The 17,118-nt window shown below is 56.0% G+C and carries 11 protein-coding genes and 3 pseudogenes; 6 read left to right on the plus strand and 8 right to left on the minus strand.

The annotated features are described in order from the left end of the window. Nucleotides 1-42 precede the first annotated feature (42 nt). Together B0G80_RS47510 and B0G80_RS35985 are read left to right on the plus strand one after the other, a co-directional pair. The gene (locus B0G80_RS47510) at nt 43-177 is read left to right on the plus strand and encodes a hypothetical protein (RefSeq protein WP_258879149.1); all 135 of its coding nucleotides are present in this window, start codon (nt 43-45) and stop codon (nt 175-177) included. A gap of 1,032 nt (nt 178-1,209) precedes the next feature. Beyond that, the gene (locus B0G80_RS35985; protein ID WP_116122486.1) at nt 1,210-3,381 is read left to right on the plus strand and encodes a molybdopterin-dependent oxidoreductase; all 2,172 of its coding nucleotides are present in this window, start codon (nt 1,210-1,212) and stop codon (nt 3,379-3,381) included. Nucleotides 3,382-3,712: 331 nt separating this feature from the next. Here B0G80_RS35985 and B0G80_RS35990 read toward each other — a convergent pair whose 3' ends face one another. Together B0G80_RS35990 and B0G80_RS35995 are read right to left on the minus strand one after the other, a co-directional pair. Continuing rightward, nucleotides 3,713-4,642: a LysR family transcriptional regulator gene (locus B0G80_RS35990; protein WP_116122487.1), complete on the minus strand. Its 930-nt coding sequence runs from the start codon at nt 4,640-4,642 to the stop codon at nt 3,713-3,715. A gap of 276 nt (nt 4,643-4,918) precedes the next feature. Next, a pseudogene (locus B0G80_RS35995) lies at nt 4,919-5,365 on the minus strand (aldehyde dehydrogenase family protein); the annotation flags it as partial. Between the two features lie 89 nt (nt 5,366-5,454). On the opposite strand from B0G80_RS35995, the gene B0G80_RS36000 reads away from it, so the two are divergent. Continuing rightward, nucleotides 5,455-6,590, plus strand: a protein-coding gene (locus B0G80_RS36000) for an IS3 family transposase (RefSeq protein ID WP_408967691.1) whose coding sequence is annotated in 2 segments (ribosomal slippage) — nt 5,455-5,719 and nt 5,719-6,590 — 1,137 coding nt in all. Because the reading frame shifts where the segments join, the coding sequence is not laid out codon by codon here. Here B0G80_RS36000 and B0G80_RS36005 read toward each other — a convergent pair. Both B0G80_RS36005 and B0G80_RS36010 read right to left on the minus strand, forming a co-directional pair. Further along, nucleotides 6,586-7,635, minus strand: a pseudogene (locus B0G80_RS36005) (aldehyde dehydrogenase family protein); the annotation flags it as partial. The gene B0G80_RS36000 and the pseudogene B0G80_RS36005 overlap by 5 nt on opposite strands. Before the next feature lie 83 nt (nt 7,636-7,718). Continuing rightward, nucleotides 7,719-9,251, minus strand: coding sequence for an acetyl-CoA hydrolase/transferase family protein (locus B0G80_RS36010; RefSeq protein ID WP_116122489.1), 1,533 nt, complete (start codon nt 9,249-9,251; stop codon nt 7,719-7,721). Between the two features lie 166 nt (nt 9,252-9,417). On the opposite strand from B0G80_RS36010, the gene B0G80_RS36015 reads away from it, so the two are divergent. Next, complete coding sequence (locus B0G80_RS36015) at nt 9,418-10,314, plus strand: LysR family transcriptional regulator (RefSeq protein ID WP_116122490.1); 897 nt, start codon at nt 9,418-9,420, stop codon at nt 10,312-10,314. Between the two features lie 229 nt (nt 10,315-10,543). Here B0G80_RS36015 and B0G80_RS36020 read toward each other — a convergent pair whose 3' ends face one another. Then, nucleotides 10,544-11,764 carry an alpha-hydroxy acid oxidase gene (locus tag B0G80_RS36020; protein ID WP_116123852.1) on the minus strand — a complete coding sequence of 407 codons (1,221 nt, stop codon included), beginning with the start codon at nt 11,762-11,764 and terminating at the stop codon, nt 10,544-10,546. 109 nt (nt 11,765-11,873) lie between these two features. After that, nucleotides 11,874-12,800, minus strand: a complete 927-nt coding sequence (gene glaH / locus B0G80_RS36025; RefSeq protein WP_181920142.1) for a glutarate dioxygenase GlaH — start codon at nt 12,798-12,800, stop codon at nt 11,874-11,876. A gap of 94 nt (nt 12,801-12,894) precedes the next feature. Between glaH and B0G80_RS36030 the strand changes: the two genes are divergently transcribed. Continuing rightward, nucleotides 12,895-13,812, plus strand: coding sequence for a LysR family transcriptional regulator (locus tag B0G80_RS36030; RefSeq protein WP_116122491.1), 918 nt, complete (start codon nt 12,895-12,897; stop codon nt 13,810-13,812). A gap of 520 nt (nt 13,813-14,332) precedes the next feature. After that, nucleotides 14,333-14,850 (plus strand): annotated as a pseudogene (locus B0G80_RS46515) (LrgB family protein). A 486-nt stretch (nt 14,851-15,336) separates the two neighbouring features. Here B0G80_RS46515 and B0G80_RS36040 read toward each other — a convergent pair. Then, on the minus strand, nt 15,337-16,659 hold the full coding sequence (locus B0G80_RS36040; protein WP_116122492.1) for an epoxide hydrolase family protein: 1,323 nt from the start codon (nt 16,657-16,659) through the stop codon (nt 15,337-15,339). Further along, a complete protein-coding gene (locus B0G80_RS36045) occupies nt 16,656-17,057 on the minus strand; it encodes a hypothetical protein (RefSeq protein ID WP_116122493.1) in 402 nt (133 codons plus the stop codon). The genes B0G80_RS36040 and B0G80_RS36045 overlap by 4 nt, the downstream gene beginning before the upstream one ends. Nucleotides 17,058-17,118: the final 61 nt, after the last annotated feature.

The raw sequence follows: 17,118 nt of genomic DNA on the forward strand, positions 1-17,118 counted from the left end.
TCATCTACAGGAAGCGTCAGGAACATCCGACGGGAGCGCCCTATGGCCATCGACCTAAAGGCATTGAGCAAACGGCTAACTCCGGTGATGGACGAAGAGGTAGCAAAGATTGTGGAGGCCCGCACTGCTGCAAATGCTCATCGCTATGTGCGCGCGACGAGGACCAAAACCATTTAGGAGAACAGTGAGGCGCTGATGGAAGACGAGAGTAATCCCGACGGATGCAACAAAGCTTGACCATCCTGCTCATCAAACTCTATCGCCATAGCTTGGACCATCGACCACGATTGTTCGACCTGCTCGAGACGCCGGTCTGTCGCGGGACGCTGGTCTCCCAACCTCCCGGTGCACGTTACGTCGTCGACTTCCTCCCCGGTCGGCCGGGTGCTGGCGGCTAGCGGCTCAAAGACTCGCAAATGAGCTTCAACCGACCTTGTGGCGGTTTACAGAGCTTCGTCACTTCTGCACTCAATACGCCCAAGCCTCATCACTGCGGCGCCTACATTCGGCATCTATCCCCTTCTGTTGATGATCGGCTCAACTCGGGCGGCTCGGCACATGTCTACTGTTGACTCGCGCTGTGTCGATACCGGCCATCTTCAGCGTAGCGTCAATCATCCCCAACTCCTGACCGAAACCAAGCGCGGACGCTCAGGCGAGTCAGTACGGAGATGAGCCTTCAGGTGTTGGCCTATAGCCTGAAGCGGGTGATGAACATACTGGGCGTTGCGGGGACGTGGAATGCCATGAAGATGGCCGCAAGCTAAAGCCCCGAGCGGCTTTGTTGTGCTCGCGATGTTCGATTAGTGCAAACTCGCCGTATTAAACTCGATCGATCTGACCAGTAACCAACCGCCCAGTGGAAAAATGGAGTTTCCACACACTCTGGATCGGCCACTGCCGACGGCCTCGGCCACAATGCGCCGTTCAGCGACTCAACTGCGGGATGCAAGGTGCTTCCAATGCTGCATAATCGGGCCCGCCCATCGTCGGCTGCGCGATGTGATGGAGATAGCGTCGCAGCTCGCTTCAACGACAGCGAACGCTCAGTCCGCGTTGCCCTACGATTTCAAACAAAAGAGATTCTCCTTGCCTGATTGCAGAAATCGGAAGTACGCCTATAATAGGTGTGTACACACGTTTTCAGAAGTACGGCGCGCCTAGGGAAAACCCGCAACCACTAGGCGGCCACTGCCAAAAGGATGAGCCATGCTGGAGAAACGCGCGATCTGTTCAGGATGCGATATTTATTGCCAAGTGCGTACGGAAGTACCCGAGTCAGGAAACGTCGGTGACGTGTTGGTCAAGGCGATCGATCCTCGCCCATTGCGCGCCAACATTTGTATGAAGGGAGTACATGCACCGCAAGGGCTATCACATCCGAAGCGAGTTCTGCACCCGTTGAAGCGTGTAGGCGCCAGAGGCGAGGGAAAGTGGGAACAAGTCACTTGGGACGAGGCTATGGACGACATCGCCGAGCGACTCTCTCAGGTGATCGAAAGATATGGGCCAGAAGCGCTCGCGGTCTCGACCTCCCAATGGAACACACAGACCGATAACGGAGCCGGCCGTCGGTTCATGAATTTTCTGGGCTCACCAAACTGGATCAGCGGTGTCGCAATTTGCGCAGGGAACACTGCTGCAGTCAACCGGCTCGTCTATGGCTGGTACCCCTATCCCGATTATCCACAGACACAATGCGTCGTCCTCTTTGGGCATAATCCCAAGCAACACTCGTGGACGCCGGTTTACAACGCTATTCGTCGGGCTCAGCAGCGCGGCGCGAAATTAATCGTTTTGGATCCTCGCAAGAGCGAAAACGCTGAGCTAGCGGATCTCTGGCTTCCTTTAAAGCCCGGCACCGACGCAGCCATGTGTTTCGGCTGGCTTAAGGTGATTCTCGACGAAGAACTGTATGACAAAGAGTTCGTGGCCGAGTGGACCTCGGGATTCGAAGAGTTCCGCGCACGAGTGAATGAATTTCCCCTTGATCGTGTCGAAGCGATTACAGGCGTTTCGGCCGAACTCATCCGGCAAGCGGCCCGTATGTATGCGACGAACGGACCAGCGGTAATACCGTGGACACCTATCACCGACCAGCAGCGCAATTCGACCTCTGCCATCAGGCTGATGTGCATCTTGCGCGCAATCTGCGGCAATCTCGACGTCCCGGGCGGCGAACTCCTGCATGGCTTTCATCCAGACATTGTTCACGAATCGGAACTTGAGCGCCACGACGTGCTTTCGGACGAACAAAAGGCGAAGCAATTGGGCGCGGTCGATCACCCGTTGTTCACGTACCGAGGCATGGCCGCATTGCGGGAGCCCGCGAAACGTGTATGGGGCCATGAGTGGCCGAATTTGATAACGGGCTGCTATATGGCAACCCCATCTGCCACGTTCAGAGCGATGGCTGATGAGAAACCCTATCCGGTCAAGGCATTCATCACACTCGGAAACAACACGTTGATGAGCTTTGCGAACATGCAACTGATCCACCGAGCCCTATTAAATCAAGATCTCGTCGTAGCCTTCGAGCATTTTCGCACGCCCACCGCGCAGCTTGCGGACTATATTCTTCCCGGCGATGCATGGCTCGAGCGAAACTGTTTGGCAGATGGCTTCGGCTGGACGTCAATCTACCGACCATCGCAAAAGACTGTCGAGGCCCCCGGTGAATGCCGTACTGTATATGAGTTCTGGAGAGATCTGGCGGTCCGAATGGGATTGGGCGAGCATTTTCCCTGGGAGACGAACGAAGCGATGCTTGATCATCGACTCAATCGGCTCGAAATAGACTTCGCAACCTTTTCCGAAAAATTTCCTTACCATGCCCGCCCATTCGAGTACCAAAAATATCGCAAGACTGGCTTTGCCACACCTTCTGGACGCGTAGAGTTGTTCTCCTCAGTGCTAAACGATTTGGGCCTAGACCCTCTACCTTACTGGCGTGATGCGCCCCCTGCTAACCCGGCATTTCCGTTGACCATGTTCATGGGCGTAAGAGATGATGAATACTTTCAGACCGGTCACCGCCATATTCCCGCGTTACGCGCGCGAAAGCCCCATCCGATTATGTTCATCCATGCTGAGGACGCCCGTGTAGCAGGCGTTGCTGAAGACGATTGGGCAGAGGTAGTCACGCCTCAAGGCCGTATCCGGCTCAAAACGGCAATCCGACCCGATATGCCCAAAGGTGTTGTACGTGTTCCACATGGGTGGTGGCTGCCGGAACGCGACGAAGGCGATGGCACGCTTTCAGGTGCATGGGAACTCGCCGATGCTCAGCTCTGCCCTGACGATGAAGACCACCTCGATCGTGAACAGGGAATCCCACACATGAAGGGTATCGCGTGCCGAGTCGAATTACTTAAAACTTGAATGTACACATGGCTCCCGTGTCGAACACGGGAGCCAATTCAATCGCCGGGCAGAAGGAACTCCTAACTCACAGTTTTGGGTTCCTAACATCTCTTAATGATTCCCCTCCTTTCCAGTCACTTCGAAGCAACGCTATTTGTGCTGTACCTTTCCGATTTGTAAAGCCAGAGGGCGTACGATTGTCGTGGAGCGTCTGTCAGTATGATCGACGCCATCGTTGGTCTTGCACTGGTCTATCTCCAAAGACTGCAATCGCAGGGGACCCAGATGGTAATCTCGACGCCTTGATGCAAACGTTCCCACGCGTGACCGCCCCACGACCGGGAACTGCTTACGTGAGGGATTCGAGCAAGTTAAGGTCACGCGCGATGACCTGCGGCAGGTACGCACGGAGAAACTCCACCCAGGCCCTTGTTCGCGCATCAATATATGTCCGGGAACGATAGGCAACGTAAACGTTGCTTGCCTGGACTGTGTGATTCGGTAAGACTCGTACGAGCGTTCCATCGCGCAAGCCGTCTATCGCCGCATATACCGGCAGCATGCCAATACCCAGACCTTCGGAGATTGCCACCGCCAGCGATCCGGGAACGTTCACTCGCACCGGGCCATCTACTTGAACTTCAGTTGTTTCTTCGGGACTGTGGAGCGTCCAACCACGCGAGTCGAAAGCTGGGGACTTCAGGATCAGGCATTCGTGAAGCAATAGATCCGCCGGCTTGCGTGGCGTACCATGCTTTAGTAGATACGCGGGCGAGGCACACAAGACGCTGAACGTCACCCCGACGTCATGTGCTACAAGTTCGGGATCAGACAACGAAGAAGCAGAAATGAGCGAAACGTCCCCGTTCTCTCGCGCGAGTTGGGGCATTTGTTGCGACAAGGTCAGTTCGAACGTGACCTGTGGATGTGCCTTGCGGTATTGCACGATCGCGGGTAGCACATATTGTTGGCCAATACCAGCAAAACTGTGCATACGTAACATGCCTGCACGAAGCACATGCGCCGAGCCAGCTTCCTCTTCGGCATTTTCAACATCTGAAAGAATCTTCTGACACCGTCCGAAATACCGTTCTCCTGCTGGTGTTAACGCAAACCGACGTGACGAACGATTCAGCAGACGTATGCTCAGATGCGCTTCAAGTTCCGATACTGCGCGCGACAATATGCCAGTCCGCGAGTCAAGGGACTTGGCTGCTGCAGTATAGCTACCCGCTTCCACAACGCGGACGAACATCCGCATTTTTTGTAACGTATTCACCTTCTCTTTCTACGCCTTCGTTCTGTGCCGGCCAACAGAGGCGCCCACTACGGAGCGCTGGGAAATGAAACAGCTGGTTTAAAACGATTGCAGGGCCACTAATTGTGCTTTCGTCACCAACAAGGATGGCCACGATCATCGACGACGACATATTGGACTGCGGTACATCGTGACCAAGGCCGCCGCGGCAATTAAAATCCTCCGGCCTACCTACCTTATGCTGATGCACGTAATGAATGGTTCGGAGGAGCGCATTACCATGCGCTCCTCCTCGACCTATCGTTGAGTGATGAACTTAGTGGTCACATATCCATCGAATGTCTCACTACCTCCTTCGACACCAATTCCGCTATCTTTAATACCGCCGAATGGTGTCTCGGGCAGAGATATTCCGAAGTGGTTGATGTTCACCATTCCAGCTTCGATGGCATTAGAGACGTTCGTTGCGGTTTGCAGTGAACCGGTGAAAACGTAGGAAGCCAAGCCGAAGGGAAGACTGTTGGCGCGACGAATTCCTTCGCCAACATCCTTAAAACGCACGACCGGTGCGATCGGACCGAAAGGCTCTTCACGCATCAGTTTCGCGCTGTCAGGCAACCCAGTAATGAGCGTAGGCGGAAAGAAATGCCCCGTCCGCTCGAGCGGTTCGCCACCAAAAAGCACGTTACCCCCAAGACGTTTCGCATCCTCCACGAACGAGGACATCGCCGCTACGCGTCGCTCAGAGGTGGCTCCGGAAATTCGGACAGTTCATTGAGTGGAAAAGCTGGGGCGTGAGTCGGTCATAATGGCCGGCGACAAGGAACCAGAAGATGACGAAACGAAACCGACGGACACACTCACCGGCATTCAAGGCAAAGGTGGCACTAGCGGCGCTCAAGGGCGACAAGACGCTGGCAGAGTTGGCCCAGCAATTTGATGTCCATCCGAACCAGATCACGGACTGGAAGAAGCAGTTGCAGGAGCGGGTTGCCGATGTGTTCGACGCGGGCAACGCGCCCCCAGCTGCACCGCCAATCGACGTGAGGGTGTTGCACGCGAAGATCGGACAGTTGACGTTGGAGAATGATTTTTTAGAAAGCGCGCTCAGCAAGGCGGGACTGCTGGGCGTAAAGCGATGATCGATCGTGATCACGCCCTGCCGGTGACGCAGCAGGCCCGGCTGTTAGGCATAAGCCGCTCGAGTGCCTATTATCAGCCGCGTGAGGTCAGCGAAGCGGATCTGAAATTGATGCGCCGGATTGACGAGCTTCACCTCGACCATCCATTTGCCGGGGCGCGAATGTTGGCACGTCTACTGCGTCGCGAAAGTATCACAGTCGGACGCAGGCACGTTGGCACCTTGATGAAGCGCATGGGCGTCGAGGCGTTGTATCGCAAGCCAAACACGAGCCGCAAGCATGCAGCCCACAGGATCTGGCCGTACCTGCTGCGCAACCGGAAAATCGATCGGGCCAATCAGGTCTGGGCGCTCGATACGAGCTATATCCCGATGGCGCGGGGCTTCGTCTATCTGACGGCCGTCGTGGACTGGGCGAGCCGCCGGGTGTTGGCGCACCGGGTGGCGATCACACTAGAGAGCTGCCATGCTGTCGAGGCGCTGGAGGAAGCGTTTGCGAAATACGGGCCGCCTGAGATCGTCAACACGGATCAAGGAAGCCAGTTCACCGCAACCGAATTCACCGACGCGGTTCTCGGCCGGAAGGTTCTCCTGTCGATGGACGGAAAAGGCGCCTGGCGTGACAACGTGTTCGTCGAACGGGTGTGGCGCAGCGTCAAATATGAAGAGGTTTATTTGAAAGCGTACGACTCGGTAGGCCACGCGCGTCGCTCAATCGGCAATTACCTGAACTGGTATAACCAGAATCGGCCTCATTCGAGGCTGGCCGATCAGACGCCGGATGAAGCATACTTCGCCACGCTGCCAGCGATAAAATCGGCAGCTTGATTGCCCCAACAATTCCACTTAAAAATCTCGGGACCCTGTCCGAACAAGCGGCGCCACCTCTCTCGTTGGCCACCGGGCCCATAGTGACGTCGGCCTGCAACCCATCGTCGACTTTGACAGATGCAAGGGTGTCGCGGAAGATCGAAACGAAATCGTCGTATGCACCCTCTTGTACAAAGAAGCGCGTCGGAGAAACACAGGCTTGACCTGCATTAAGTACTTTGAGTTTGGCGAGCATCTTCGCGGCGCGGGGAACGTCACTATCGTCAAAAACGAGGACTGGCGCGTGCCCACCAAGCTCCATGGTCACTCGCTTCATGTGACTGCCTGCCAGGGCCGCCAGCTGTTTTCCGACTTCGACCGAGCCCGTAAAGGAGATCTTACGGACAATCGGAGACGTGATAAGTCGATGTGATATTTCCGCCGGCTTTCCCCACACAATATTGAGGCACCCTTTCGGCAATCCGGCGTCGTGAAACAACCGAGCAATCGCCATAACCGCACTTGGTGACTCCTCGGGCCCCTTCAGTATAAGCGTACATCCGGCGCCCAACGCAGCTGCGACTTTCCGGATCGCCTGGTTAAAGGGGAAATTCCACGGCGTAAATGCGGCACACACGCCTACGGGTTCATGGACCACTATCTGACGGATCGATGAATGACGCGCTGGAATAACTCGACCGTAGATGCGGCGACTTTCTTCCGCGTGCCAATCGACGTGCTCCGCACACGCCAGAACCTCCACTTTGGCTTCCGCGAGTGGCTTGCCCTGATCCAGCGTGATATTGCGCGCGATCGTATCGATGTCATTCCGAATCCTTGTCGCAACATTGCGGAGAATCGACGCACGATCAACCGGGGACGTCTGCCGCCACGATTCGAACGCGCGATGTGCAGCAGCGATGGCACGGTCGATATCTACTTCATTGGCATGCGGAAGATGAGCGAGTGTTTCGAGCGTAGATGGATTCGTCACGACCTGACTCGATCGGAGCCCTCCATCGACAAACTCGCCGTCTATATACAGAGATAACGCTTCATACATGATTTTTGACCTCGGTGAATATCAAAAAGGGGGCCAACGGCTCTCAAACCGAAGGACGTCCTGGATCCGCGAGTCCGCGCCCCTTAAATTTCCGAAGGTTCGGCCACCCTTGCCGAAGCCGGATCCAGCGCCCCGTGCATATTTCCGTGTTTCTGGTAATGCGTGTGCCACGCGAGAGCGCTCTCAAGCAAATGAGGCGTATGGCCGCCGCGGGTTCCCGCTCTCGTAACGTAGTCACGTAACGCATTTCGATACGATGGATCGACGCAGTTGTTGATTATTTGCTGCGCCCGTTCTCGCGGCGCAAGCCCCCGTAGATCGGCCAGTCCGTGCTCTGTTACGAGGACGTCCACGTCGTGACTGATGTGGTCAACATGCGAAACCATCGGTACGATGCTGGAAATATCGCCACCCTTCGCCAGCGATTTTGTCACGAAGACCGACAGGTACGCGTTCCGCGCATAGTCTCCCGAACCGCCCAGGCCATTCATCATGTGCGTACCGCAGACGTGCGTCGAATTCACGTTCCCATAAATGTCGCACTCTAGAGCCGTGTTCACCGCAATGACGCCAAGGCGACGAATGACTTCGGGGTTGTTGCTGATTTCCTGCGGTCGTAGGAGGATGCGGGACCTGTACTTCTCGATACCATCAAAAAACCGAGCCTGATATGGTGCGGATAGCATGAGCGCCGACGCGCAGGCAAACTCTAGGCACCCCGCGTCCAACAATTCGATTGCACTATCCTGCAGTACCTCTGAGTACATGCGTAGGCCACGATAGCCAGAGTCGACCAAACCATGTAGGACAGCATTCGCAATGGAGCCGACACCCGCCTGAAGTGGTTGCAACGACGACTGCAGCCGCCCCGTTTTTACCTCGTTTGCCAGGAACTCATTCAAGTGCCCCGCAATCTGCATGGTCTCTGCGTCGGGTGGTTGAACGTTGTTTGGACTGTCACGCTTATGGGTTATAACGATGGCGGCAATCTTCTCGCGATCCACAGGAATGTATGGCAGACCAATTCGCTGCTCTGTCGACGTGATCGGAATTGGCCAGCGATGGGTGCGAGGACCCGGTGCATACACGTCGTGCAATCCTTCCAGCGCAAGTGGCATTTCAAGGTTGATCTCGACAATCACCTGCTTCGCGAGCGCCGCAAACACCGCTGAGTTACCAACTGACATCGTTGGCACAATTCCATCTTCTGTCACCGCGATGGCTTCGATAATGGCGACGTCTACCGGACCTAAGTGACCGTCGCGCAGTTGCTCGGCCATCTCTGAGAGATGGAGATCGAAGAACATGACCTCTCCAGCGTTGATCTGGTTACGGAGGGTCTTGTCAGACTGATAGGGTATGCGCCGACGAATGGCTTTGGCTTCAGCAAGCACGCCATCGCTGTCGTACCCACCCGACGCGCCCGTCATCAAGGTGATCCGCAGTCCTTCTCTCACAGCCCGGTCGGCGAGCGCACGTGGCACGACCTTGCAGTCGCCAGCAGCCCCAAAACCACTTGTCCCGACAGTCATACCCTCACGAATCAGCGATGCCGCCTCCTCTGCTGTCGTAATTTTGCTGCGAAGCAGCGGCAATCGAACACGATCCTCAAACAATTCAATCTCCTTTAATTTCGTGTCAGTCCGCGCCGAGGTCTCCGACCACTCCGCACGGCCCGTCAGCTAACGTTGCTCCACGAAAGTGTAGTTAAAGTTTTGTCATTCTCAGTACGATTAATTATCATGGAAGGTATTCGCTTTTTTCCGCTCAGAAGCAACCAGCATGTCTATGGACATCCGCGCCCTGCGCTATTTCGTCGAGACTGTAAAACTTGGCAGCTTCACGCACGCCGCTGCGGCAGTGTTCGTCACACAGTCGACGATCAGCAAAATGGTCCGGCAACTAGAGGAGGAGATCGGTCAACCGCTTTTGATTCGTGAAGGCAGGACGGTCCGTCCCACGGACGTAGGGCGCGTCGTTTATGAACGAGGCTTGCAGGCGTTGGGCGTGATCCGCGAATTGCAGCTCGAAGTTGCTGATGTCGCGCAACTTGGCCGCGGTGAATTGACGGTAGGCATGCCACGGATGGGCAACCTTTCCTTCCCAGCTGTCGTGAGCGAATTTCGACGGCGATACCCAAAGCTTGAGCTATGTCTCGCTGAGCATGGAGGTAGCGTCCTGGAACAGAAGATCATAAGCGGCGAACTGGAGGTTGCCGCAACTGTCCTGTTTTCGGATACCGCTCAGGAGAAATTTTCCACTCGGGTCGTTGCACGTTACGCGATATGCGCAGTCGGCCCGCGGCATGTCCCATGGGCCGGCTGTCCTACCGTCGAGATCTCCGCATTCAAGGACGAACCGCTGGTTCTCCTTGAGGAAGGGTCCGCCTTGACCCGTCGGCTTCGTATCGCGTTTCGCGAGTTAGACATCGAGCCTCATATTGTGGCCCAAAGCGGGCATTGGGAATTTCTAGCGGCGTTGGCTGAAGCGGGGCTCGGGACAACATTTCTACCTCAGCCGTTTCTGGCACGAATAGACGTTAGCCAACTTTCGATTGCGCGCGTCGTTGAACCGGAACTGGAGTGGACCTTGGCCAATATCTGGTCACGCGATCGATATTTGTCCCATGCCGCACGCGCGTGGCTAGAGGTATGCGAAGAAGTGCTCAAGCCGATATGACTCACGCTTGGGAGTGGCTTCTCGGCGCGTACGGGTGCCCTAACCATCCACAAGCCAGACAAGCGCCGCGGGACTCCCGGAACACGGCGATACGTCAGGGGGTGGGTACAGCGCACATCATCGTCGCCGTGCCGATTCTGTAGACCAAACTCTCGCGGCCCCATTTTGTCGGCTCGCAGAAGGGACCCAAATCGCGTCCCGCTCTACGCGATGCGCGGCTAACATGGCGTCACTCACCGCCAGCCCGGCTACCGATTACCGTACCACGTAGTTGTGCGACTGACGAGGTTCCAAGCATCGCCATGTCTCGGTCCACTTCATCTCGGAGCAGCGAGATCGCGTGCCGCACTCCTGGAGCCCCGCCCACTGCAGCCGCATACATGAACGGTCGACCGACGAATACGAAATGCGCTCCAAGCGCCAGCGCCTTGAGTACGTCCCCTCCCCGCCTGATTCCGCTATCCATCATCACGACAATTTTATGGCCAATGGCTTCGCTAATCTGCGGCAAGACGCTCAGCGGCTCAACGGCGCCGTCTAGCTGGCGTCCTCCGTGGTTAGATACAATGATTCCGTCGGCACCAATTGAGGTCGCTCGTTTCGCATCGTCAACGTGGAGAATCCCCTTGATCACCAGGTTACCGCTCCAACGTCGGCGAATTCGCTCAATGTCCACCCACGAAAGATGATCACGCCCAGTTGTATCGCGAATGGCCGTAGCCGACAACATCGGCGCACCTCGTGTCGCGAACGAGTTTTCGAAGTGCGGCATACCATGATTCATCAACGTACGCAGAAAGGTGCCTGCCAACCATTTTGGTCTTGAGATGCCGTCGATCGCCAAACGGAGTGACGGGCGCAACGGCAACGAGAAGCCCGTTCGAACATTATTTTCCCGGTTTGCCCAAACCGGTATATCGACAGTCAAGACCAGTGTAGAAAATCCCGCAATCTTGACTCTGTCTATCAGTGCATCGATGCGGGCAGTGTCACCAGGGAGATATGCCTGAAACCATGTGTCTGGCGCAGCAGATCGAACCGTCTCCATGGGAATGAGTGAAGAGCCGCTCATGATCGCGGGGATGTTCTCTTCCTTCGCGGCCATCGCCAAGACAACGTCGCCGCGATAGGCGGAGATTGCGCTAATTCCTATAGGAGCAATTCCAAAGGGTGACGCATACGTCTTTCCAAAGATCGTGACAGCCTGCGATCGTCGAGAAACATCTACAAGTACACGAGGATGGAACTTAAGCCGCTCGAATGCGGCGCGGTTTGCGGCATGAGAAGACCCGTCTTCTGCCGCACCGGCGATATATCCGAACAAGGGTCGCGGCAGAATTTTTCGCGCGGCCAGCTCAAAGTCCGCTAGCGACAGCAGACTGCGAAGGTTCGCGGGCACGTCGTTCCTGACACCATATGCAGTCTGATTTGGCGTACCACCGCGTGACATATGATTCACTGTTTCACTGTCGACGTGATCTTTCATCTTTCTCTCCACAAAAACCCCTCCCGCACGACCGCGGGGCGCCGCGAGTATGCGGCATTCCGAAAATCCCCGCTTACGAGAACATGCCCCGTTGTCGCATCAGTTCGCGGTGCAACGCTTCGTTCCTTTCGAACGGCGCCCGACCATGGAGGTAGAAGTAGTTGTTCAGAACGACAAGGTCACCGACCGGCAATACCACCTCCTTAGTACCGCTCGAGGCTTCCATCGACTCAGAAAGTGACCGGAGGAACGCTCCCTCTTCCCGATTGGCTGGCTGCACGAACTGGTCAATGAACGAAATCGACAAACCAAAATCACTTTGGAAAAATATCGGGCGCTGCACCTTTTCGGTGACGTTTTTTGAACCGGGTGCCTTGTAAAGGAACGGCGTGGTTCCGAAGGGCTGATTTACGTACACATCGCGATCTTGCCAATCGTCGATGTGCAGAAACCTCGACTCGCCACCGATTGCATTGGTCTCGGCAAACTTCATCATTAGCAGCCAATCGGTCGCTTCGCTAACAAAGGTACCATCGGTGTGCATAGTGAACAGCCGATAAGCTTGACGGAGGTATGAATCGCTGTCGTCAGTGTGTTTCACAAGAAAACGTGCATAGTAGGTACCCGACATTGCATCGTGGTTTGCCGGGCCGAGAATATGACCGACAGCAGTGCCGAATTTTACGAAGTCAGCGGGGTCGTCTGATAGACCTTGCAATCCCAAGGTGAACCCGCCGTGCCGCCGATCCTTGACGAGTTCGATCAACGCTTTCGCAAATCCATCACCGAGTCGCTGAATCAGGAGGTTGGCCAGGTGATGACGCATGAACGGCACATATTCCAAATTTTGCAGGTCAATGTCGCGGGCATCCTGGATGAAGCCAACTAACGCGTCGGCATCAGTGGTCAGATGCATGATCCGGTGGTGAGTTGGGTGTGGCGAAACAAGGAATAGATCGTTCGGCGCGCAAATCGTGTCATCAGTCATCAATTCGTTCATGGTTGTCTCCGTAAGAATCTAGCTACATTTAAGCGCTCTTTCTTGATACCATCCAGACCAGAATCGTGAATGTTTATACGGAAATTCAGATTAGATGGTCGATGCCCGTCAACTCCGTTATTTCGTCGCCCTTGTTGAAGAGTTGCACTTCGCACGCGCGGCCGATCGGTTGGAGATTGCACAGTCTGCGTTGAGCAGCCAGATTCAACGGCTCGAGGGCGACCTCGGCGTCCGCCTGATAAGCCGGAACAAACGTCAACCCGTCGCGCTTACCGACGCGGGCAAGCTGTTTCACGCAGAGGCCGTAGCTGCATTGCGGCATATTGAGCGTGCCGATCAGATAGGGCGACTGGCAGCAAGAGGACTTGCCGGTATTGTGCGAATTGGCTCTGTTGCGTCGGGGGTGACCAGCGGCGTCTTGTCTGGAATCTTGCGGGACTTTCGTCTCTCACATTCGAGTGTCCGAATCGAAGTGCTTTCGATGGAGACGCCCCGACAGTTCGAGGCGCTCGACAGTGGCGAGATCGACGTAGGAATCGTACGGCCCAGACGTCAGTATCCGCCGGAAGTCGTAGCTACGATCCTCCAAACCGAGCGTCTTATGGTGGCGCTCGCCGAGGATCATCCCCTGGCAAGCCGCGGCACGCTAAAGGCGTGTGACCTGAAGGGGCAGTCGTTCATTTCGCCACACTTCGAGGAGGATGAGGGCTTTGGCGAGGTTTTGTCAGTCTTAGGCACCACAGGCGGCTTTAGTGCCCTCCTTGACTATCGTGTCCATGACTTTATCTCCGCCCTGAGCCTGGCTTCCGCTGGCTACGGTGTCTCTGTCGTACCCGAATCGATGCGAAATTTTGCGCAGCCCGGTCTTTGTTTCAGATCAATCGCAGACTTCGAGTTTCCCGTTCATCTCGCTTTAGCGAACAGACGGCGCGAATTGTCTCCTGCTGTTCGTGCCTTTGTGGAAATAGCCTCGAAGCACCATAGCACGACAACGTCCTCAGGGCGAAGATGAAAGGCTCAAGTCGACGACGCAGTCGGAATGCCGCAATGAGCCAAAAGCAAACCCAGGGCTCCCCGGCATCCTGCAATTCAGTCTGAAAGACAAACCCAGGCAGCTACTGAGTGGGCACGCTTTCAGGGTCAGCGTGGTGGTCAACTGCGCAACGCAGCATCTAACGCGCCGGGGCGTTTCGAGCGATGACACACTCTGCTCGACTCGTATCTTTGGCACGACCCGCTTTTGTCTCCCGGAGAACCACTTGGCCCCGTTATCTGTCATGTTTGTAACAGCGATCATCGTGGAGCGGATTTACCAAAGGGCAGCAAAGCATGGAAACGCTTGACCTACGATTTGGTTCACATCATGGGCTGGTCGTCGCGACGATCATCTTGTTCTTGACCATGAAACGCATCCACCGTAGATGGCCCCGCGTCTGGCTCATGCCGATCGCAGTGGCTCCCTACAGCTGATTGGCTTGGTACTCTGACTTCATCAGACGTACCATGACTACATCGGAGGAACGGGCTGGCTCGTGGCGCTACTTGAGCCCACTACGGTTGCATTTGCTGCGCCGATTTATGAGAAGCGGCAATTGATTCGCGAGCACTGGTTGATCCTTATCTCGGTTCTGTCGCGGGATCGTTGACTGCCTTCGTAACTTCCTACGCATTCGCATCGCAATTGCACATCGCGCCCGACGTCCTGCGGAGCCTGCTTCCGAGATCGCTCAATATGCCATTTGCCATGGCCGTCTCAGGAGAGATTGGCGGCATTCCAAGCCTGACCGCATTCTTTGTAGGCGTTACAAGTGTCGTCGGTGCGATCGCGGGCGATGTGATGATTTCTTGGCTCCCAGTCCGCTCATCTCTTGCACGGGGCGCATTTCCGAGCATGAGTGCACACGGCGCCGGGACCGCAAGAGCCTATCAGTTGGGCACAGCCGAGGGTACAGTTGCAGGTCTCGTGATGATTCTGAGCGGCATGCTCAATGTCACCATCTCTCCAGTTTTAGCGCCATTTCTCAAATGGCTATTGCTTCACGCAGGCTGAACCCCGCACGCGCAAGCAACGGGACTTCAACTCATATGCTGTCTTGGCGTGCTAAGGCAAGTGCGCTCGTTCAGTCCTCGGCGAGGAACTGGAAGCCACGGCGGCGCTCCCCAGGAACTCTGACAATACCGAAGAAAATATCTCGAAGCTGTGATCCGGTGGTCTCCCTCGCGTTGATCGCGCGTGGGAGACTTTGGCAGAGGCGGCAAGGCGCTTTCAGTGCGACCACTCTCGCATTACGGTTGTTCCAGCGATGAGCGATCCAAGTTTTGTTCCAATTCCCAACCCACCGATTGGTCGAAACGTTAAGCCCTCCATGTGGGGCTGAGCTCACCGGGGGGAGGGTCTACGAGTCCACGGGGCGAGCTTCTTTTATAAAGAGAGAGACGACAACTGGTCACATGTGGATTCGACGGCCTTTGCATGCAGAACAGGCGCCGAACACGCCCCGAACCAAGCTAGTTCGTCGACGTCCGCACCTCAAGCTCAACGTAGAGACCGGAAGCTCGCGCGAACTTCTTCCGTGAAAGCCTTCGGCTGCTCCCAAGCGGCGAAATGCCCGCCTTTGGGTAGACGGTTATAGTGAATCAGCTCCGAATACGCCTGCTTTGCCCAGCTTTGTGGGGCCGCGTACAGCTCGTCCGGAAAGACGCTGACGGCAACTGGGATGGCAACATGCTTCGGTTCAAAGAAGTTAAGCTTGTTTTCCCAATATAGGCGGGCCGACGAGATGCCGGTGTTGGTCAGCCAATAGAGGGTGACGTTGTCGAGAACGTCATCCCGAGTGAGACCTTCTGACTGTCCGTCAAACACTCGGGTAATCAGCGCAAGGCTCGCTGCATCGTGGTCAAGCATCCACGACGCGAGGCCGATTGGCGAATCTTCGATTCCGTACAGCGTCTGCGGTCGGCCTGCCATCTCCTGCGCATAACCGAGACCGTGCTTGTAGAAAAAGTCGAGCTGATCAAACGCGTGCTTTTCGTCCGGAGAGAGTCCGGCGGGGGCCGAGTCGCCAAACTTGAGTGCCTTCGCAACGTTGTCCGGCACGGTCGCCGGCATGTTGGTATGTATGCCCAGCAGTCCTGGTGGCTGAAGTAACGCCATCTGCTCCGTGACAGCGTTCCCCCAATCACCACCTTGCGCAACGTATCGGCTGTATCCAAGGCGCTGCATCAATTCAACCCAAGCGCGTGCGATCCGCGCAGGATCCCAGCCCGTCGCGGTTGGCTTGCCTGAGAAGCCGTAACCGGGCAGGGACGGAATCACGACATCGAATGCGTCCGACGGATTCCCGCCATGAGCCGTCGGATTGGTCAACGGATCGATAATCTTCATCTGCTCAATAATCGATCCGGGCCATCCGTGCGTGATGACGATCGGCAATGCGTTCTGACGCTTCGAACGAACATGGATGAAGTGAATGTCTAGCCCGTCGATCTCGGTGACGAATTGCGGCAAGGCATTTAGCCGTGCCTCGACCTTGCGCCAGTCGTACCCGGTCGACCAGTAACGCGCGAGTTTCTGCATGGTCGCCAGTTGCACGCCTTGCGATGCATCCGCGACCGTTTCCCGTTCAGGCCATCGCGTCGCCTTGATGCGCCGGCGCAAATCGGCAAGCCGCGATTCCGGCGCATGGATACGGAGTGGACGAATCGCGGTCTTGTCGCTGCCCTTCGGTGGCGCAACCTCAGTGATAGACTGATCCGTTTCGGCAAAGGCTACCTGGCTTAATGAGGCTGCCGCAACGGTCGCCGCCGCAACTCCAATGAAGCGACGTCTCGGCAAAATATCTGGAAAATCGGTTGTCATGTTAAGCCATCCCAAAAACATTCATTTCCGAGCACGAGGCCGAGTAACCGCCCTCTGATGTTTTTGCCTTCGCGGACCACCAAGGCATCTAACAAGGTCGTCCCATCGGGTAGACGCGTGAACTTGTAGGTATGACCCGATTTGCCGCCCCATACGTTGGAGTCGGTTGTCTTCATGACGACACAATCGGGATTCGACCAGTCGTAGTGCAGGCGTTCCCATATGCCGCCGGACCCCTCCGTTACGTCGGCGTCAGAGATACCACGATGATGCACCGCGAGGTATGTGTCGGCACTGTTGCTAAAAAGCTTTGAGCGGCCAGGCCCGAAGTCGATGAGCCCCGCGATAAACTGCTCGGGCGTCGAAGTGGTGTTGTAGTGAAAGTGGATCGTCGACATGATGAGTTTCTTCTTTGAGACGTGGATGCTTGATCCCGTCTTTACGGTCGGCCGCCGTCTA

Source organism: Paraburkholderia sp. BL6669N2 (assembly GCF_003387275.1).
In the GTDB taxonomy this organism is placed as follows: Bacteria; Pseudomonadota; Gammaproteobacteria; order Burkholderiales; family Burkholderiaceae; genus Paraburkholderia.